This window comes from Kitasatospora sp. NPDC048286 (genome assembly GCF_043201735.1).
GTDB lineage: Bacteria > Actinomycetota > Actinomycetes > Streptomycetales > Streptomycetaceae > Kitasatospora.
This window is the reverse complement of record NZ_JBICZE010000008.1, coordinates 322,824-340,418: the sequence shown is the minus strand read 5'-3', so window position 1 is coordinate 340,418 and position 17,595 is coordinate 322,824. Positions and strand designations below refer to the sequence as shown.

At 75.1% G+C, this 17,595-nt stretch carries 14 protein-coding genes and 1 pseudogene; 7 read left to right on the top strand and 8 right to left on the bottom strand.

All coding sequences use genetic code 11. From position 1 onward, the window contains the following. Window positions 1–53 precede the first annotated feature (53 nt). The 7 genes from ACGF13_RS21530 to ACGF13_RS21500 form a co-directional block, all read right to left on the bottom strand. Window positions 54–941: a S1 family peptidase gene (locus ACGF13_RS21530; RefSeq protein WP_392877402.1), complete on the bottom strand. Its 888-nt coding sequence runs from the start codon at window positions 939–941 to the stop codon at window positions 54–56. A gap of 229 nt (window positions 942–1,170) precedes the next feature. Then, window positions 1,171–2,445, bottom strand: coding sequence for an MFS transporter (locus ACGF13_RS21525; protein WP_392877400.1), 1,275 nt, complete (start codon window positions 2,443–2,445; stop codon window positions 1,171–1,173). Between the two features lie 5 nt (window positions 2,446–2,450). Next, window positions 2,451–3,542 (bottom strand): PLP-dependent cysteine synthase family protein, encoded by a 1,092-nt coding sequence (locus ACGF13_RS21520; RefSeq protein ID WP_392877398.1) that lies wholly within the window; start codon window positions 3,540–3,542, stop codon window positions 2,451–2,453. 60 nt (window positions 3,543–3,602) lie between these two features. Next, a complete protein-coding gene (locus ACGF13_RS21515) occupies window positions 3,603–3,968 on the bottom strand; it encodes a hypothetical protein (RefSeq protein WP_392877396.1) in 366 nt (121 codons plus the stop codon). Between the two features lie 123 nt (window positions 3,969–4,091). Further along, window positions 4,092–4,562 carry a hypothetical protein gene (locus tag ACGF13_RS21510; protein WP_392877394.1) on the bottom strand — a complete coding sequence of 157 codons (471 nt, stop codon included), beginning with the start codon at window positions 4,560–4,562 and terminating at the stop codon, window positions 4,092–4,094. 100 nt (window positions 4,563–4,662) lie between these two features. Continuing rightward, window positions 4,663–5,247, bottom strand: a complete 585-nt coding sequence (locus tag ACGF13_RS21505; RefSeq protein WP_392877392.1) for a GNAT family N-acetyltransferase — start codon at window positions 5,245–5,247, stop codon at window positions 4,663–4,665. Between the two features lie 86 nt (window positions 5,248–5,333). Beyond that, a complete protein-coding gene (locus ACGF13_RS21500) occupies window positions 5,334–6,029 on the bottom strand; it encodes a phosphoribosyltransferase (protein ID WP_392877390.1) in 696 nt (231 codons plus the stop codon). Between the two features lie 384 nt (window positions 6,030–6,413). Between ACGF13_RS21500 and ACGF13_RS21495 the strand changes: the two genes are divergently transcribed. The 5 genes from ACGF13_RS21495 (at window position 6,414) to ACGF13_RS21475 (ending at window position 14,799) form a co-directional block, all read left to right on the top strand. Next, the gene (locus ACGF13_RS21495) at window positions 6,414–6,893 is read left to right on the top strand and encodes an STAS domain-containing protein (RefSeq protein ID WP_392877388.1); all 480 of its coding nucleotides are present in this window, start codon (window positions 6,414–6,416) and stop codon (window positions 6,891–6,893) included. Window positions 6,894–6,904: 11 nt separating this feature from the next. Then, complete coding sequence (locus ACGF13_RS21490) at window positions 6,905–7,402, top strand: ATP-binding protein (RefSeq protein ID WP_392877386.1); 498 nt, start codon at window positions 6,905–6,907, stop codon at window positions 7,400–7,402. Window positions 7,403–7,557: 155 nt separating this feature from the next. Further along, entirely contained in the window at window positions 7,558–7,929 is a 372-nt protein-coding gene (locus ACGF13_RS21485; protein WP_392877384.1) for an STAS domain-containing protein, read from the top strand. Window positions 7,930–8,159: 230 nt separating this feature from the next. Next, window positions 8,160–12,374 (top strand): HAMP domain-containing protein, encoded by a 4,215-nt coding sequence (locus ACGF13_RS21480; RefSeq protein WP_392877382.1) that lies wholly within the window; start codon window positions 8,160–8,162, stop codon window positions 12,372–12,374. An 88-nt stretch (window positions 12,375–12,462) separates the two neighbouring features. Further along, window positions 12,463–14,799 carry a PP2C family protein-serine/threonine phosphatase gene (locus tag ACGF13_RS21475; RefSeq protein ID WP_392877380.1) on the top strand — a complete coding sequence of 779 codons (2,337 nt, stop codon included), beginning with the start codon at window positions 12,463–12,465 and terminating at the stop codon, window positions 14,797–14,799. A gap of 228 nt (window positions 14,800–15,027) precedes the next feature. On the opposite strand, the gene ACGF13_RS21470 is transcribed toward ACGF13_RS21475, so the two are convergent. Then, window positions 15,028–16,083 carry an Ig-like domain repeat protein gene (locus ACGF13_RS21470; RefSeq protein WP_392877378.1) on the bottom strand — a complete coding sequence of 352 codons (1,056 nt, stop codon included), beginning with the start codon at window positions 16,081–16,083 and terminating at the stop codon, window positions 15,028–15,030. 811 nt (window positions 16,084–16,894) lie between these two features. On the opposite strand from ACGF13_RS21470, the pseudogene ACGF13_RS21465 reads away from it, so the two are divergent. Both ACGF13_RS21465 and ACGF13_RS21460 read left to right on the top strand, forming a co-directional pair. Continuing rightward, window positions 16,895–17,053: pseudogene (locus ACGF13_RS21465) on the top strand (aminoglycoside phosphotransferase); the annotation flags it as partial. Window positions 17,054–17,194: 141 nt separating this feature from the next. Beyond that, window positions 17,195–17,566, top strand: a complete 372-nt coding sequence (locus tag ACGF13_RS21460; protein ID WP_392877376.1) for a hypothetical protein — start codon at window positions 17,195–17,197, stop codon at window positions 17,564–17,566. Window positions 17,567–17,595: the final 29 nt, after the last annotated feature.

Here is a 17,595-nt window from a genome sequence, read left to right as displayed (position 1 = left end):
GGACAGGCCTGTGGGCCCACCGCACCCGGTGCGGTGGGCCCACAGGCGTCCGGTCAGTACACGCTGACGTGGTACGCGGAGAGCGCCGCGTTGACGGGCTGGTAGAAGGTCGTCCCGCCCGAGGTGCAGTCGCCGCTGCCGCCCGAGGTGAGGCCGAGCGCCTTGGTGCCGTCGAACAGCGGGCCGCCCGAGTCGCCGCCCTCGGCGCAGACGTTGGTCTGGATCAGGCCGCTGACGATGCTGCCGTCGGAGTAGCGCACGGTGACGTTGAGGCCGGTGACGGTGCCGCCGTGGGTGCCGGTGGTCGAGCCGGTGCGCTTGACCGCCTCGCCGACGACGGCGTTCGGGGCGGAGGTGAAGCCGCCGGGGTGGCTGAGGGCGCTGTTGTCGTAGCGGACCAGCGCGTAGTCGTGGCCGGGGAAGGTCGAGCTGATGGTCGGGCCGATCCGGGTGGTGTGGTTGAGATCGGTGTACCAGTCGGGGGCGACGTTGCCGCAGTGCCCGGCGGTGAGGAAGTAGTGGGTGCTGCCGCTCACCACGTTGAAGCCGAGCGAGCAGCGGTACTGGCCGCCGTAGATGGCGTCGCCGGCGGCGACCAGCGGAGCGAACACGCCGGGGACGCGGTGGACGTCGACGGTGGGCGCGTCGGGTCCGACGGCGCTCATCAGCTTGGCGAGCGCGAGCGGGGTGACGGTGCTGTCGGCGGTCACCACGACGCGTCCGGCGGTCTCGTCGACGTACCAGGCGGTGCCGTTGACCTCGGCTTTCAGGATGGTGTCGCTGATCGCCGAGAGCTGTTCCGGCTTGGCGGTGCCGACGGGACCGGTGGCGGCGGCGACCGGCGTGGCGACGGCCGTGGCGGTGAGCAGGCCGAGGGCCGCGGCGAGCAGGCGGAAGCGGCGCGTGGTGCCGGTGCGGGGGGTGGTGCGCATGGTCCTCACCGATGTCCTCCTGAAGGGGTGACGGCCCTGAGGGTTGGGGCCGTGAAGCGTGGTCAGGCGGTGGGCGGACCCCGGCCGGTGCTCTCCGGAAGCACGACGGATGATCTGCTCCTGACAGGCGCTGACCGGAAGTATGAGGAAACGGACCGTTCGGTACAAGCTTTCTGATGGGGTGTCGGCGGACCCGCGGGCCCCGGGGTGACCTCGCGGATCCGCCGTTCGGAGGCTCCTACCGGGCGGGCACCGGCTCGGGGCCGGTGAGCCGCCGGCCCCGGTGGAGGGCGTGCAGCGAGAGTGCGCAGATCACCCCGAGGGCGCACAGCGCCAGCCAGGGGAGTGCGGCCAGCCCGGCCGCGCGGGCGGCGTCCAGGGCCGCGCCGGTCAGCAGGTTCCCCACGGTGATGCCGATCCCGCAGACGGTGTTGTAGAGCCCGTAGTGGGTGGCGACCAGGCGGTCCCCGGAGAGCCGGACCACGGTGTCCATCTCGAACGGGTAGGCCAGCATCGTGCCCAGGGCCAGCAGGAACGCGGCCAGCGCCGGCGGCCCGGCGGCGAGCGCCCAGCGCCCGGGGCCGGCGCCGGGGACGGGCAGCGCCGAGGCGGCGAGCAGCGGCAGGAACGCCGAGCCCATCACGGCCACCCCCGCGACCAGGGCGGTGCCCGGCGCGATCCGGGCCCGGCACCAGGCCGTCACCCGGGTCTGGAGCACGATCGTGCCCAGCCCTGACACCACGAACAGCACCGCCGTCGCCACCGTCCCGCCGGTGCCGTCGCCGCCCAGCCGGCGGACCTCCAGCGGCAGCGCCAGGTACACCTGGAAGGACAGCACGTACGAGCCGGTCATCGCACCCGCGAAGAGCAGGAACGGTCGGTTGGCCAGCACCCCGCGCCACTGCGCGAGGACACCCGTGCGCTCCGGGCCCCCGGCCGGCCCGTCGCCCCGGCGGGCCGGCAGCGAACGGATCTGCACCGCGCTGAGCACCGCGAACACCCCGGCCGCGACCAGGCAGGTGGAGCGGAAGTCCACCGCGGTCAGCGCCATGCCCACCAGCGGGCCGAGCAGGATGCCCGCCTGGTAGAAGACGTTGAACAGCGCGAACGCAGCCACCCGCTGCTCGCCCGCGTCCCGTGCCAGGTAGGCCCGGACGGCCGGGTTGAACAGCGCCCCGGCCAGGCCGGTGGCCGCCGAGGCCGCGACCAGGGCGGGCAGCGAGGAGGAGAGGCCGAGCGCGGCGAAGCCGGCGGTGCGCAGCAGGCAGCCCGCCACGATCAGCGGCTTGTAGCCGAACCGGTCGGCCAGCGTGCCGCCGACCAGGAACATGCCCTGCTGGGTGAAGTTGCGCACCCCGAGCACCAGCCCGACCGTCCAGCCGGCCAGGCCCAGGCCCCCGGACAGGTGGGCGGCCAGGTAGGGCATCAGCATGTAGAAGCCCAGGTTGATGGTGAACTGGTTGACCATCAGCAGCCGGACGCTGCGCTCGTGGCCGCGGAACTGGGCGGTCATCTCCCTCACTCGGCACCGCCGCCGGTGCTCGCCAGGGTCAGCGGGTCGACCACCTTGGCGCAGCGGGTCCAGCGGGTCACCTCCCGTTCGTCCGGCCGGGCGAGTTCGTCCGGTTCGTCGGCCGGCGGGCGGTCGAGCAGGTCGTGCGCGGCGCCGTACTCGTCGTCGTAGACGGTGCCGAGGTAGCGCTGCGGCCCGTCCGGGAAGATCGCGGCGATCCGGGTGCCGGCGGGCTGGGTGCGGGCCAGCCAGCCGGCCACCAGGGCGACCGCGCCGACGCTCCAGCCGCCGGTGGCGTAGTGCGAGGCGGCCAGCCGGCGGCAGGTCCAGACGGCCTCGGCCGGAGCGACCCAGTGGACCTCGTCGAAGGTCTGGTAGGCGACGTTGCGCGGGTAGATGCTGGAGCCGAGGCCGCGCATCAGCCGGGTGCGGGCGGGCTGGCCGAAGATCGTGGAGCCGACGGTGTCCACCCCGACCACCCGCAGGCCCGGGTAGAGCTGACGCAGCACCCGGGAGGTGCCGGCCGAGTGCCCGCCGGTGCCGACGCTGCACACCAGGACGTCCAGGTGGCCCAGCTGGGCGGCGAGTTCGAGCGCCAGCGGGGTGTAGGCGGTGGTGTTGTCGGGGTTGTTGTACTGGTCGGGGCACCACGAGCCGGGGTGGCGGGCCAGCAACTCGGCCACCCGGTCGCGCCGGGCCTGCTGCCAGCCGCCGCGCGGGTGCGGGCTGGCGACCGCCTGCACCTCGGCGCCGTACGCGGTGAGCAGCCTGGTCATGGCCGGCTCCAGCCCGGGATCGGTGACCAGCGTGACCGGGTGCCGGTACACCATGCCGGCCAGCGCGAGGCCCAGGCCCAGGGTGCCGCTGGTGGACTCCACGATCCGGCCGCCCGGGACCAACTCGCCCCGAGCCCTCGCGCGTTGGACCATGTGCAGGGCCGGGCGGTCCTTGATGCCGCCGGGGTTGAAGCCCTCCAACTTGGCCCAGAAGCCGCGGCCCGCTGGGGCGAGCGGCTCGCCGATCCGCAGGACCGGGGTGTTGCCGACCAGGCCGCCGAGGGCCGGGTGGTCGTCCGTGTGATGGGTGAGGGACGTCATGTCTCGTCTCCTGTCGGGAGGTTGGCGGAAGTTCCACGGTTCGGACGAACACCGAACCGCCTATATCCGCCACCGACCGGTGACCAGCAGCGGGCCTCTCGGCCCGGGCGCACGGGCGGCGCGCCCGACGGCCGCCGCCGGACGCCGCGCCGGAAGAGCCGCCCGGCCGTCGCCGCTGACGGCGAAGGGGCAGGGCGCGGGAACGCAGACGGAGCGGACGGACCGGGACGGCCGCTGCGTGGGAACGGCGGCCTCCCCGACCGCGCAGTGCAGCTCCGGGGATCCGGGGGAGGAATCGTGCGGATCGACCGGGACGGTCACCCCGGCCGGATGGAACTGCCGGGCGTCGAAGTGCTGCTGGGCGCAGCCGACGGGCAGCAGGGAGAACAGGCCGAGCAACAGCGCGGCCAGGAGCCTGATCGGCATGACGGGACTCCGCGCGGCCGCGCGACGGCGGCAGCGGATCGGCGAGGACAGGGGGCGGACGCGGGCAGCGCGCACCGGCCCGCACCGCGAGGCGGGCGTGGCGGGGCGCGGCCCGGGGCCGGTTTAGATCCTCAGCAGGGCGATCAGGTGAGGGAGTTCGGGCGCGCCGGACTCGGCGCTCCCGGCTGTGGGCGCCACCCGGCCGGGCGCCGGTGCGACGTCCCCGAGGGCGGGCTGGACGGCGACGGCCGACCGGGCGGCGTCGGCGCGGGGAGCGTCCTCGGGTTTGCCGGACAGGCACTCGCCGCCGGGGTGGTCGGCGTCCTCGTCGTGCTCCTGGTGCTGCGCGGGCAGGGTGGGCTGCGGGGCCTGTGGGGCCTGCTGGGCCTGCGGCCCGCCGTCCGTCGGCGCGGCCTGTTCGGTCTGGGCGGACCAGACGATCCGGATCGGATCGGTGTGCCCGGCGCCGTTCTCGACGCCGAACCCGTGCGCCGCGAACACGGCCGCCAGCAGGGCGCCCAGCCAGAACAGCCGCGCCGCCGCCCCTCGGGGGCGGGCGCGTCGTGTGCGCAACGGAGACCGGGCGGTGACCATGCCGTGATCCTAGCCCGACTTCCTGCTCCGCCATAGCGTGCCTCAGTTGATGTGATGAACCGTCAACTGGATTTGTTGTGAAGCGGAGGGCGGCGTCGGATCACCCGGTGGAGGCCCGCTCCGACTGCTCCCAGGCGAGCGACTGCTCCCTGGTGAGCCGCCACACCAGCTCCTCGCCGGTCTCGCTGGGGGCGAGCGCCTCGGCGGGGCGGCGCCGGTGCTCGGTGAACCCGAGGCGGGCCGGGACGGCGCCACTGGCCCGGTTGGCCGGGTCGTGCACGATCTCGACGCACTCCACCCCGGGCAGGCGGAAGGCCTCGACGGCCAGGGCCCGTGCGGCCCGGGTGACCAGCCCGTGCCCGGTCGCGGCGGGGTGCAGCCAGTAGCCGATCTCGCGGGCCTCGGCCGGAGTGTCGTCGCGGCGGAACAGGCTGCAGGTGCCGACGATCGCGCCGTCCCGCACGATCGCGTAGGTGAATTCCCGTCCGATCGCCCAGAGTTCGGCGCGGCCGGCGAGGAACTCGGCGGTCTTGGCGCGGCTGTGCTCGGCCACCCACGGCATCCAGGGCCGCAGGTGCTCCAGTGATTCCTCGATGACGGCGAAGAACTCGGGCAGGTCCGACTCGCCGTCGAAACGGCGCAGGACGCCCCCGTCCAGGGCGATGACGTGCTGTGGATGATTCATGGCGGAAGGATGGTCCGTACACCCTTCGCGCGGCAACGGGTTTTGGCGGGGCCCGGCAACCGGCCTTGACGGGGATGGGATGACGCTCAGCTCCGGGCCGCGTGCCCCGGCGCACGGCCGGCCCGGGGGCGGTCGCCCGGCGGGGTGCGCCGATGCAGGAGGACCGCCGCCTCGCGGTCGGTGACCTCGTGGAACTCGCCGTACCAGGGCCCGGCGGCGTGCGCGTAGCGGGGCAGGTGGAGGCAGACCACCGCGTCCGCGTCGTGGCGCAGGTCGGCCGCGACCCGGGCGTCGCCGACCGGCGCGGCGACGATCAGCCGCTCCGGCCGGTCGGCGGCGAGGGCGTGGAGGGCCGCCCGGGTGGTGAGGGCGTCGGTCAGTCCGTCGGAGACCAGGACGGCAATGCGGCCCTCCACCGGCAGCCGGTCCCGGCCCTGGCGGTACAGCGCCTCGCGGCGGTGCACCTCGACCCGCTCGCGCTTGACGCTCGCCCCCAGCTCGGCCGCGGTGACGCCCAGGCTCCGCAGGGTGTACCGGTCGAACAGCGGCGGGTCGCCGTCGGCGATCGCGCCGACCGGACGGTCGTGGCCGCGCACCGCCACCGGCCGGACCACGGTGGCGTCGAGTGGCGCGCCCAGGGCCTCGGCGACCTCGGCGGCCACCGGCAGCCCGCCGGGCGCGAGCCCGAGGACCACCACCCCGCCATCGGGCGGCCCGTTCAGCAGCGGGGCGAGCCTGCGGGCCAGTTGGTGTCCGGCGGTGCTGCGGTCGAGGAATCTCACGGGCCTGTCCTTGTCCTCCATGTGTCCGAGCGCCCCGGTCGGGGCCAGGGCCTGGCTCCTGGGGCGGTACGGAACCGGCGAGCGGCCTTCGGGCCCCGCCACAGGGGCGGCTTCCCCGTTGCGGCGGGCTCTAACATCCGGGGTGAACCCGGGCGATCCGGGGATGCGAATCGGCTCGTGCCGCGCGGTGCGTCCGTCCCGGCGCGTGTGTCCTGGTGGCGTTCGGGCAGGCGCGCAGGCATGGACGGTCGACGAACGGTGCTTCCGACCGCACCCGCGGCGCTCACGGGTACGGCCGTCCGCGCGGCCCGGCACGGTGCGCGCGATGATGGTCGGGACGGCGCCCCGCCGTCCCCACCGTCCCCGTCGCACCGGGAGCGAGCCATGGCAGGGTCACCCGAGCAGCCCCGCGAGCCCGCCGGCCGGCCCGGCCCGGGGCGGGGCGGCCCGGGCCGGGGCGGTGGCGGCGAGTTCGCGTCCGGCGATCTGCGCGTCGCGGTGGGCGACCGCGGCCCGGTACGGGTCGTCACCGTCGCCGGCGAGCTGGACCACGACAGCGCGGACGGGCTGCGCGCGGCGCTGGCCCGCCCGCCGTCGGCGGCCGGCATCGAGCGGATCGTGGTCGACCTCGCCGGCCTGCGGTTCTGCGACTCGACCGGGTTGAACGTCCTGCTGCGCGCCCGGCTGGACGCCCAGGCGGCCGGGCTGCGGCTGGAAGTGGCCGGTCCCGTCCCGCTGGTGGCGCGGCTGTTCGCGATCACCGGGGCCGACGACGTGCTGCGCGTCCACCCCGACCTCCGTACGGCGCTGGCGGCCTCCGAGAAGGGTCCCGCCGGGCCCGGCGCCCCGCCCGAGCCGAGATGAGGAGGCAGGCCGTGGACCGCCCCGGGAACAGTGGCCCGCCAGGCCGCGAGGAGACCAGGCGACTGGTGCTGGGCGGCAGCGTCGGCGCGGTGCAGCGCAGCCGCGAGTTCAGCCGGCGGGCGCTGGTGTCCTGGCACTGGCTGCCGGCCGTCGACGAGGACCGGCGGGCCGCGTCCGAGGACGTCCTGCTGATGGTCTCCGAGCTGGTCACCAACGCCTGTCTGCACGCCCCCGGCGGCCCGCGCGAGCTGCGGCTCCACTGGGACGGCGCCCGGCTGCGCGTGGAGGTCGCGGACGCCAGCCCCGTCCCGCCGCGGTTGCGCCCGTACGCCACGATGACTCGGCCGGGCGGCCACGGGCTGCGGGTGGTGGACCGGCTCGCCGCCGCCTGGGGCTCCCGGCCCGAGGACGGCGGGAAGCAGGTCTGGCTGGAGGTGTCGCGCCCGCCGGCCCTGACGGCCGCGGGTGCGGACGGGGACCGGGCGTCGGGGCGGTCGGACCGGGGCTGATCGCCGCCCTTCCCGCCGCGTCCTTTCCCACCGACCGAAAGGGGTTTCCGGCGCCCCGCAGCGGATAGCCGCGTGGATGTGAGAGTGCCGACCGCCGACCGGCGGGGGATCCGGGCGGCGCGAGCGGCCGGACGGAGCGAGAGGAGCGCGCAGCCATGACGCAGCGCCGGTCGAAGTACGGGGGCCCGGTTGTCGACCGGTCCGAGGGGCTCACCATCGAGATCCGGTCGTGGGCCCAGGGCACCGTGCTGGTGCTGCTCGGCGAGCTGGACCTCGACTCGGCCGCCGAGCTGCGGGCCGCGCTCGACCGGGCCTTCGCCGAGCCGGCCAGCGTGGTGGTGATGGACTGCGCCGGGCTGGAGTTCTGCGACTCCACCGGGCTCAACGCCCTGCTGCGCGCCAAGGCCCGGGCCGCGGTGGACGACAGCAGGATCGAGCTGGCCCGGCCCCGGCCGCTGATCCTGCGGATGCTCGAACTCACCGGCGCCACCGATGCCTTCCCGATCCGCGAGACCGTCCCGGGCTGAGGCACTGAGGCACTGAGGCACTGAGGTGCTGAAGCGCTGAGGCGCTGAGGCGCTGACGCACTGCGGCGCCGGGGCCCGCCGGTCCCGGGGCCGCGGGCGGGGCCTCCTCCCCACGTGTCACCCCCGGCCCGCGGTGGCACAGTGGGAGCAGGGCGGCGACCCGCCGCCCTCGGTGCCGAGGTGCCCGGACGGCGCACCCCGGCCGTGCGAGCGATCCGGACGGTGGACGGATGGACGAGCACCCGGTAGCCGGAGCCCCCGCGTCCGACCCGGCCGAGCAGGCGCTGCGGCAGCTGCTCGCCGGGCTGACCGCCGTGCGCGACGGGGACTTCCGCACCCGGCTCTCCCCGGACCGGCCGGGGGTAATGGGGGAGATCGCCGCGGTCTTCAACGGCATGGCCGACCAGCTGGCCCGGGTGACCTCCGAGGTGACGCGGGTGGCCCGGGAGGTCGGCACCGACGGGCGGCTCGGCGGCCAGGCACAGGTGCCGGACGCGACCGGGACCTGGCTGGAGCTGACCGACGCGGTCAACGCGATGGCCGGCAACCTGACCTGGCAGGTGCGCAACATCGCCCAGGTCACCACGGCGGTGGCCCGCGGCGACCTCACCCAGAAGATCGAGGTGGACGCGCGCGGCGAGATCCTGGAGCTCAAGAGCACCGTCAACACCATGGTGGACACCCTGTCCTCGTTCGCGGACGAGGTGACGCGGGTGGCCCGGGAGGTCGGCACCGACGGGCGGCTCGGCGGCCAGGCGCAGGTGCCGGGCGTCGCCGGGACGTGGCGCGACCTGACCGACTCGGTGAACGCGATGGCCGGCAACCTGACCTGGCAGGTGCGCAACATCGCCCAGGTGGCGACCGCCGTCGCCGAGGGGGACCTCACCCAGAAGATCTCGGTCGCCGCCCGCGGGGAGATCCTGGAGCTCAAGACGACCATCAACACCATGGTCGACCAGCTGTCCTCGTTCGCCGCCGAGGTGACCAGGGTGGCCCGGGAGGTCGGCACCGAGGGCCGGCTCGGCGGCCAGGCGGACGTCCGGGACGTCTCCGGCACCTGGCGGGCGCTGACCGAGTCCGTCAACGTCATGGCCGACAACCTCACCGCCCAGGTCCGCTCGATCGCCGAGGTGACCACCGCCGTCGCGAAGGGCGACCTGACCCAGAAGATCCGGGTCGACGCGCGCGGCGAGATCCTGGACCTGAAGGAGACCATCAACACGATGGTCGACCAGCTGTCCTCGTTCGCGGACGAGGTGACGCGGGTGGCCCGGGAGGTCGGCACCGCCGGGAACCTGGGCGGCCAGGCCACCGTCCGGGGCGTCTCCGGGACGTGGAAGGACCTCACCGACAACGTCAACGTCATGGCCTCCAACCTGACCGGCCAGGTCCGCTCGATGTCCGAGGTGGCGACGGCGGTGGCGCGCGGCGACCTCTCCCGGAGGATCACCGTCGAGGCCAAGGGCGAGGTGGCGGCCCTCGCCGACGCCATCAACACCATGGTGGACACCCTCTCCGCCTTCGCCGACGAGGTGACCAGGGTGGCCCGCGAGGTCGGCACCGAGGGCATCCTGGGCGGCCAGGCCCGGGTGCCCAACGTCGCCGGGACCTGGAAGGCGCTCACCGACAACGTCAACTTCATGGCGCACAACCTGACCAGCCAGGTGCGCAACATCGCCCAGGTCACCACCGCCGTCGCCGACGGTGACCTGACCCGCAAGATCGACGTGGACGCGCGCGGCGAGATCCTGGAGCTCAAGACCACCGTCAACACCATGGTCGACCAGCTCTCCTCCTTCGCCGCCGAGGTGACCAGGGTGGCCCGGGAGGTCGGCAGCGAGGGCCGGCTCGGCGGGCAGGCCCGGGTGGAGGGCGTCTCCGGCACCTGGAAGCGGCTCACCGAGAACGTCAACGAGCTGGCCGGCAACCTGACCCGGCAGGTCCGGGCGATCGCCGAGGTCACCAGCGCCGTCGCGGCCGGGGACCTGACCCGCTCGATCAGCGTGGACGCCTCCGGCGAGGTCGCCGACCTCAAGGACAACATCAACGCGATGGTCGGATCGCTGCGCGAGACCACCCGGGCCAACCTGGAGCAGGACTGGCTCAAGAGCAACCTGGCCCGCTTCTCCGCCGCCATCCAGGCCCGGCGGGACATCCGCGCCGTCGCCCGGATGATCACCGACGAGCTGACCCCGCTGGTCGGCGCCCAGTACGGCGCGTTCTTCCTCGCCGAGGAGGCCGCGGACGGCACCGAACTCGCCCTGATCAGCGCCTACGGCCGCCCGGCGGGGGAGCACCTGCGGCTGCGCCTGGGGGAGTCCCTGGTCGGCCAGGCCGCCCGGACCCGGCGGACCGTCACCGTCGACGACCTGCCGCCCGGCTACGCCACCGTCTCCTCCGGCACGGGCGGCACCGACGCCCGCTCGGTGGTCATCCTGCCGATCGCCCTGGAGGAGTGGCTGATCGGCGTGATGGAGTTCGCCTCCGTCCACCCGTTCACCCAGGTGCACCGCGACTTCCTGGGCCAGTTCGCCGAGGCCTGCGGGGTCAACCTCGGCAACCTGCTGGCCAACGCCCGCACCGACGAGCTGCTCGGTGAATCCCAGCGGCTCACCGCCGAACTCCAGGCCCGGTCCGAGGAGTTGCAGGACGGGCAGGAGGAACTGCGGCGCTCCAACGCCGAGTTGGAGGACAAGGCCGCACTGCTCGCCCAGCGCAACCGGGACATCGAGGCGAAGAACCTGGAGATCGAGCAGGCCCGTCAGGAACTGGAGGAACGAGCACGGGAGTTGACCCGCACCTCGATGTACAAGTCGGAGTTCCTGGCCAACATGAGCCACGAGCTGCGCACCCCGCTGAACAGCCTGCTCATCCTCGCCCAGCTGCTCGCCGAGAACAGCGGAGGCAACCTCACCCCCAAGCAGGTCGAGTACGCGGGCGTGATCCACTCGGCCGGCACCGACCTGCTCCAGCTCATCAACGACATCCTCGACCTCTCCAAGGTGGAGGCCGGGAAGATGGAACTCGCCATCGAGTCCTTCGCGCTGCGGGAACTGCTGGAGTACGTGGAGTCCGGGTTCCGGCCGCTGGCCGACCAGAAGGGGCTCGCCTTCGAGGTGTCCGTCGACCGGGCCGTGCCGGAGCGGATCGTCACCGACCAGGCGCGGCTGCGCCAGGTCCTGCGCAACCTGCTCTCCAACGCCGTCAAGTTCACCGACACCGGCCGGGTCGAGCTGCGGATCGAACGCGTCGAGGAGGCGGAAGTGCCGCCCGGACTCGGCCGGACCCACGCCGCGGTGGCCTTCCACGTGGACGACACCGGGATCGGCATCGACCCGGCCCACCTGGACACCATCTTCGGCGCCTTCCAGCAGGCCGACGGCTCCACCGCGCGGCGCTACGGCGGCACCGGCCTCGGACTGTCGATCAGCCGGGAACTCGCCCGGCTGCTCGGCGGCACCATCACCGTCCGCTCCGCGGCGGGGCAGGGCAGCCGGTTCACGCTGTACCTGCCGCTGGGCGAGCAGGCGACGGCGGGCGGGGACTCCGCGGCGGACGGGGCCGAGGCGCGGGTCCTGGTGGTGGAGCCCGACCCGCCGGGGCTGCTCACCCAGCTCGCCCGGGCGGCGGTCGGTGCCCTGGAGACCTCGCCGGGCGGCGCGTCGGTGTCGGGCGGCGCCTCCTCGCGGGGCGGCGCGTCGGTGTCGGCCGGCCCGTCGGTGTCGGGCGGCGCCTCCTCGCCGGGCGGCGCGTCGGAGGGCGGGACGGCAACGGCGGTGCGGGTCGACGGGGTGGGCGACGAGGCCGGCCTGCGGGCCGCGCTCACCGGCGGGCCGTACCGGTGCGTCCTGCTGGACCTGGTCGGCTCCGCGGGCCTCGCCCCGCTGCTCGGCGAACTCGCGGCGGGCGGCACACCGGTGCTCGGGTACGGGCCCGGCGGCGCGCCGCCCGAGGGCGTCGAGCAGGTCGGCGGACTGGACGAGCTGCGGGTGCGGGTGATCCGGGAGCTCGGCGGCGAGAGCCCCGCGCCCGTCGAACGGCCCGCGGCCCCGGCCCCGACGGGGCCGCTCGCCGGACGGACCGTACTGATCGTCGACGACGACATCCGCAACGTCTTCGCGCTCACCGCCGCCCTGGAACGGCACGGGCTGAGCATCCTGCACGCCGCCGACGGCCGCGCCGGGCTCGACCTGCTGCGCGGCCACCCGGAGACCGACCTGGTGCTGATGGACGTCATGATGCCAGGACTTGACGGCTACGCGGCCATCGCGGCGATCCGCGCCGACGCGCGCTTCGAGCGGCTGCCGGTCGTCGCCGTCACCGCGAAGGCCATGCCCGGCGACCGGGACCGCAGCCTGGCCGCCGGTGCGGACGACCACGTCACCAAGCCGGTCGACACCGGTCGGCTGCTGGAGCGGATGCGGCACTGGCTGGGCGCGTCATGACCGCTCCTCGGCGTGGGGGAACCGCGGCCCGGCGCGCGGGTGCCGCGGATCAGCGCCCGGGCACCCTGCCCCGGATCAGGAGTGCGCCGTGACCGCCGGGCAGGAGTCCTCCGCCCAGGAGGCCGCGGAACGCACCGCCCGGGCCCTGGCCGAGACCGTCCGCCGCCTCCAGGCGGCCACCTCCCGGGCCCACGCCGAGGCGCGGACCAGGGCCGCCGTCGACCTCGCCACCGGCATCCTGGCCGAGCGGCTCGGCCTGCCGGTCACCGAGGCCGCCGCACACCTCGCCCGGCTGGCCCGGGAGGCCGGCGTGCCGGTGCTCGCGCTGGCGGCGGACATCGCGGGGCTGCCGGAGCCGGAGCCGGGGTTCGATGCGGGCGCCGGGCCCGGGCCCGCGGCCTTCGGCCTCCCCGTCGCCGAACCGCCCGAAGCCGGCCCGCCCGTCGCGCCCGCGCTCGCCGCCGCACCCGACCTGCAGCACGCCGCCGGGGCCGTGCTGGACCAGGCCGCGACGGCGCTCGGCGTCCGCGCCGTGGCCGTCTGGCAGCGCCTGCCCGGCGGCGCGCTCGCCCTCGCCGCGCACGCCGGGCTCTCCGCCGAGGAGGCCGCCGACTGGGCCCGGGTGCCGCCCGGCGTCCCCACCCCGGCGCAGCGGGTCGTCGGCGGCGCGGCCGAACTGTGGCCCGGCGAGCCGGAGACGGACGGCCCCTCGGTGGGCGCCGGCGCCGCCCGGGCCGTCCTCCCGCTGCTCGACCGGCGCCGCCGCCGGGGCGCGCTGGAACTGCTCTGGCCGACCGCCGGCCCGGACCCCGCCGCCGGCTCCGTCCCCGTGCTCGGCCCGGCCCAGCGCCGCGAGCTGTACGCCCTCGCCGACCTCTGCACGACCCTGCTCGGCCGGCCCCCCGAGCCCGTGGCCCCCGAGCAGGCCGGCGCCCTCCTGGACGGGCTGCTCACCCCCGCGCTGCTGCTGGCCCCCGTCGTCCGGGCCGACCGGATCGCCGACTTCACGGTGCTGCGGGTGAATGCCAGGTTCCGCGACCCGCTCGGCCGGCCCCGCGAGGCAATGGAGGGCGCCTCGCTGCTGGAGACGTACCCCGTCGCCTGCGCCGCCGGGCTGCTCGACCGCCTGCTGCGCGCCTACGAGACGGGCGTGCCGTCGACCGCCGAGCGGGTCCGGCTGGCCTTCCGGGACCAGGGCCCGGCCGTCCCGGTGGCCGTCCTGCTCTCGGCCGTCCCGGTCGGCGGCCGGCTGCTGGTGTGCTGGCAGCTGGACGACGAACGGGAGGAGGACGAGCGCGTCGCCCTGCTGCGCCAGGCCCAGCGGCTGGCCCGGGTGGCCGGGTTCGAGGAGCGCCCCGCCGAGGGCCGGATCCGCTGGAGCGACGGGCTGCGCGAGCTGTACGGGCTGCCGCCGGACGCGCCGCCCGTACCGCTGGACCGCCTCGCGCGGCACACCCACCCGGACGACCGGCCGGCGATCCGGCGCCTGCTGGACACCGTCCGGCACCACCACCGCACCGCTTCCGCGGTGGTCCGGCTGGACCGCCCCGACGGCACCCACCGCTTCACCCGGGTGATCGCCGAGCCGGAGGTCGACGAGACCGGCCGGCTGGTCGCCGTCCGCGGCGCCTACCACGACGTCTCCGCCCAGCACTGGACGGAGGTCGCGCTCGGCGCCACCCGGGAGCGGCTGGCCGACAGCGAGCAGGAGTCGGCCGAGCGGGAGCAGCTGGCACTGCGGCTGCAGCAGGCGATCCTGCCCGCCGCCCCGCCCCCGCTCGGGGTTACCGGCCTGCACGCCGCCGTCCGCTACCGGCCCGCCGCCCAGCGCGACCGGGTCGGCGGGGACTGGTACGACGTGCTGGTGCTGCCCGAGCGGCGGGTGCTGCTCGCGGTCGGGGACGTGGCCGGGCACGGCGTCGGCGCGGCCACCGGGATGGTCGCACTGCGGCACGCGCTGCGCGGCCTCGCCGTCACCGGCGCCGGCCCCGGCCGGCTGCTGGCCTGGGCCAACACCGTCGCCCTGCGCGAACCCGGCCAGGTCACCGCGACCGCCGTGTGCGTGCTGCTGGACCCGCTCGGCGGCGAACTGCGCTGGGCCAGGGCCGGCCACCTGCCGCCGATCCGGCTCGGCGCGGACGGAGCCCAGGTGCTGCCGCTGCCGCACGGCGTGCTGCTCGGCGCGCTGGACGACGCCGAGTACGAGGAGCACACCGCCCGGCTCGACCCGGGGGACGTCCTGCTGCTCTACACCGACGGGCTGGTCGAACGCCGGGACCGCCCGGTGGAGGAATCGGTGGAACAGCTGCTCCGGGCGGCCGGCGCCCCCGGTCCGGACCTGGAGCTGTACCTCGACCGGCTGCTGGAACTCAGCCCCGCCGACACCGACGACGACACCTGCCTGATCGCCGTCCAGACCGAATAGCGGCAAGCGGGTTGCTTCGCGGCCACCGGGCCGACTGTCGGCCTGCCCGTCGAAACGGAGACGGGGCCGGCGAGTTCATCCTCGCCGGCCCCGTCTGGTGTCACGCCGTTACTTGTGGTGGCAGCAGTGCTTGTCGCGGTTGATGGTGGTGAGGCCGCCCGGGGTGTGGCCGGCCCGGCTGGGCCCTCGCGGTGGCGTGCCTACCGGTGGTGCTGCGGCGCTCCGGGATCAGGGGCTCACCGTCACGGTGATGCTTTCGGGGTTGGCGCTGTTGTCCTGGTAGACCGAGTCGCCGCTGTAGACGGCGGTGATGGTGTGCGTGCCGGGGGTGCGGAAGGCGGTGACCAGCCCGCCGGCGGCGCAGCGGCCCAGGGAGAGGAACAACAGGCGGGGCCGGCCCAGGGTGGTCTGGGTGGTGGTGTCGGTGAACGTGACGGTGCCGGTGGGCGTGGTGGTGGAACCCCCGGCGGGGCAGACCAGGTCGTTGAGCACGACCGGCCGCCCGACCCGGGTGTTGCGCGGGATCGCGTTCAGGAAGGTGGTCACCGGCTGGCCCACGGTGTAGGTGATGGTCACCTGGCCGTTGTTGTTCGCCGTCCCGGTGGTGGAGGCGCTGTAGCCGGTGCCGGTACCGGACGGGGTGGCGAAGCTGCTGCCCCCACCGCCCCCGCCCCCGCTCCCCGCGGTGCCGAGGTTGTTGACGGCGCCGCTGCCGCCGCCACCGCCGGCGAAGTACCCGCCCCCACCGCCCCCACCGGCACCGATGACGGTGAGGGCGCAACCGGCGCCGATGCTGCCCCCGGCGCCACCGGTACCGACGGCGGCACCGGAGAACCCGCTCCCCGACCCACCGTTCGTAACCCCACAGAACGAAACGCTGCCGGCGGCCCCGCCGGCGCCCCCGGTGCTGGTGCTGGTGCTGCCGCCGCCCCCGCCGTGCCCTGGCGAAGCCCCGGGGCCGGTGGCACTTCCCGCGGTACCGCCGGTGGCGTCCGATGTTCCGCCGTTGCCCCCGTTCCCTCCCGCGCGGCTCGCTCCGGTGCCGCCGGCGGCACCGCCACCCCCGGCGACCACCAGCAGGGAGCCGCCCGCACTGACGCTGGACGCCCCGCCTCCACCCGCTCCTTCGTATTGAAAACCACTGGCCGGGTAGGTCCCGCCCGGGGCGCCGCCGTTGAACCCGCCGGCACCACCCGTGCCGTTGCCGTTGCAGCCCTTGCCGCCGGTGCCGCCGACGTCGATGGTGAACGTCGTCGGGACGGTCGTCTTCGGGAGGGTGGTCACTACCCGAGCCCCCGTCCCTCCCGCCCCCGTGACGGAACAGGGGGTGCCGGTGTTGTCGGCGCCGCCGGCGCCGTCGGCGGTGATCGTGACCACCGCGTTCGCCGGGACGGTGAGGCTCTGTGGGGCCCCGGTGAAGCTGAAGGTGAACGACGGGTCAGTTCCTTGCGTCCGCACCGGAGTGGTGGCCGGCGTGGCCCCCGTCGGTGCCGCGACGGCGGGGGACAGTCCCGTACCGGACAATGCCGCGAACAGTCCTGCTACGGCCCCTGCCCGCTGCAACCGCTCACGAGTACGGACGCCTGAGCGGGCTTCGCTTCGTCCTGCCCCCACTCCGGAGGGGAGGTGACGTGGGGCGCGGTGTCTGATCACTGGTGTCTCCTGGCGTCCTGGCTTGAGGCGAGGCTTCGGGGTGATGGATCACGCGTTCTACCAACGGGCCGGCACAGAGGCCAGACGTTCCCTCGACCTGTCACCGCCGGCACCCGTCCCCCCGAAGCGCCGATGCCGGTAGCCGCTCCCCGAGGTACTCCAGGCCGGCTCATGAGGTCGCCGCTCCGTCATGTCCGCGTCGGGAAGAAGGCTTCCTGAGCGGCCTGGTAGCGGTGGGACCCGGGACGACACCTCACGCGACCTGTGCACCAGCGGTCTCGCTGACCGGACCGCGATGAACACGCACAGCGTGACGGCCGAACGGCCCGCGCGCCCCGATTACGCCAAAAGCGGCATGTCGTACACCAACACCCCGACTGGTCTGCGAACCCGCCGGAAAACCACTGGTGCCCGACCGCACCTAAAAACTCTCGCCGGGGATGCCGCGGACGCCGCGACCCTGCGCCGGGCTCGCGGCTGGGCGGTGCTGCGCGCCCTCTCCTGCCTCCTGCTCGGCGACGCCGGGGTCCACGGCCGCCCCGGCGGCAAGCCCAGCTGGGGCCCGCCCGCCCGGGCCGCCCCGCGCCGCCTCGTCGCGACGGCCTGGGTGTCCCCAGGCGGTTCTCCGGGCGGTTTGTCAGTGCGATTGTCAGTGCGATTGTCAGGGCGTTTGTTAGGGGCCGCCGGGGGCGGGTAGGCGCGAGCGGACGAGGGGGCCGAGACCAGGACGGAAGGGATCCCCATGTTGCCGCTGGGACTTCTGCTGATGGCGGCGTCCGGCGCGTTCGTCGGACTGCTGATCGCGGACAACCTCTCCGGCGGGCCCGACTACCAGGTGACGATCCTCGGCAGCAACCTGGTGGTGCTGAACAGCCTGAGCGTCTTCCTCGCCGGCGTCGCGCTGGCGCTGCTCTTCTGCCTCGGCCTCGCGATGATCCGGCTGTCCGGGCGGGTCCGGCGGTCGTCACGCGCGGCGCGCGCCACGCAGCCCGAGCGTACGGACCTCTCCGCGCATTCGGATCTGACGGACCTCACCGGCCGTACGGACCTCACCGAGGCGGAGCAGCGCGCCGCCACCCAGGGCGGCCGGATGCGGCACCGGCCCGGACACTGAGCACCGGCCGGGGCCGACGGGCGCGCCCC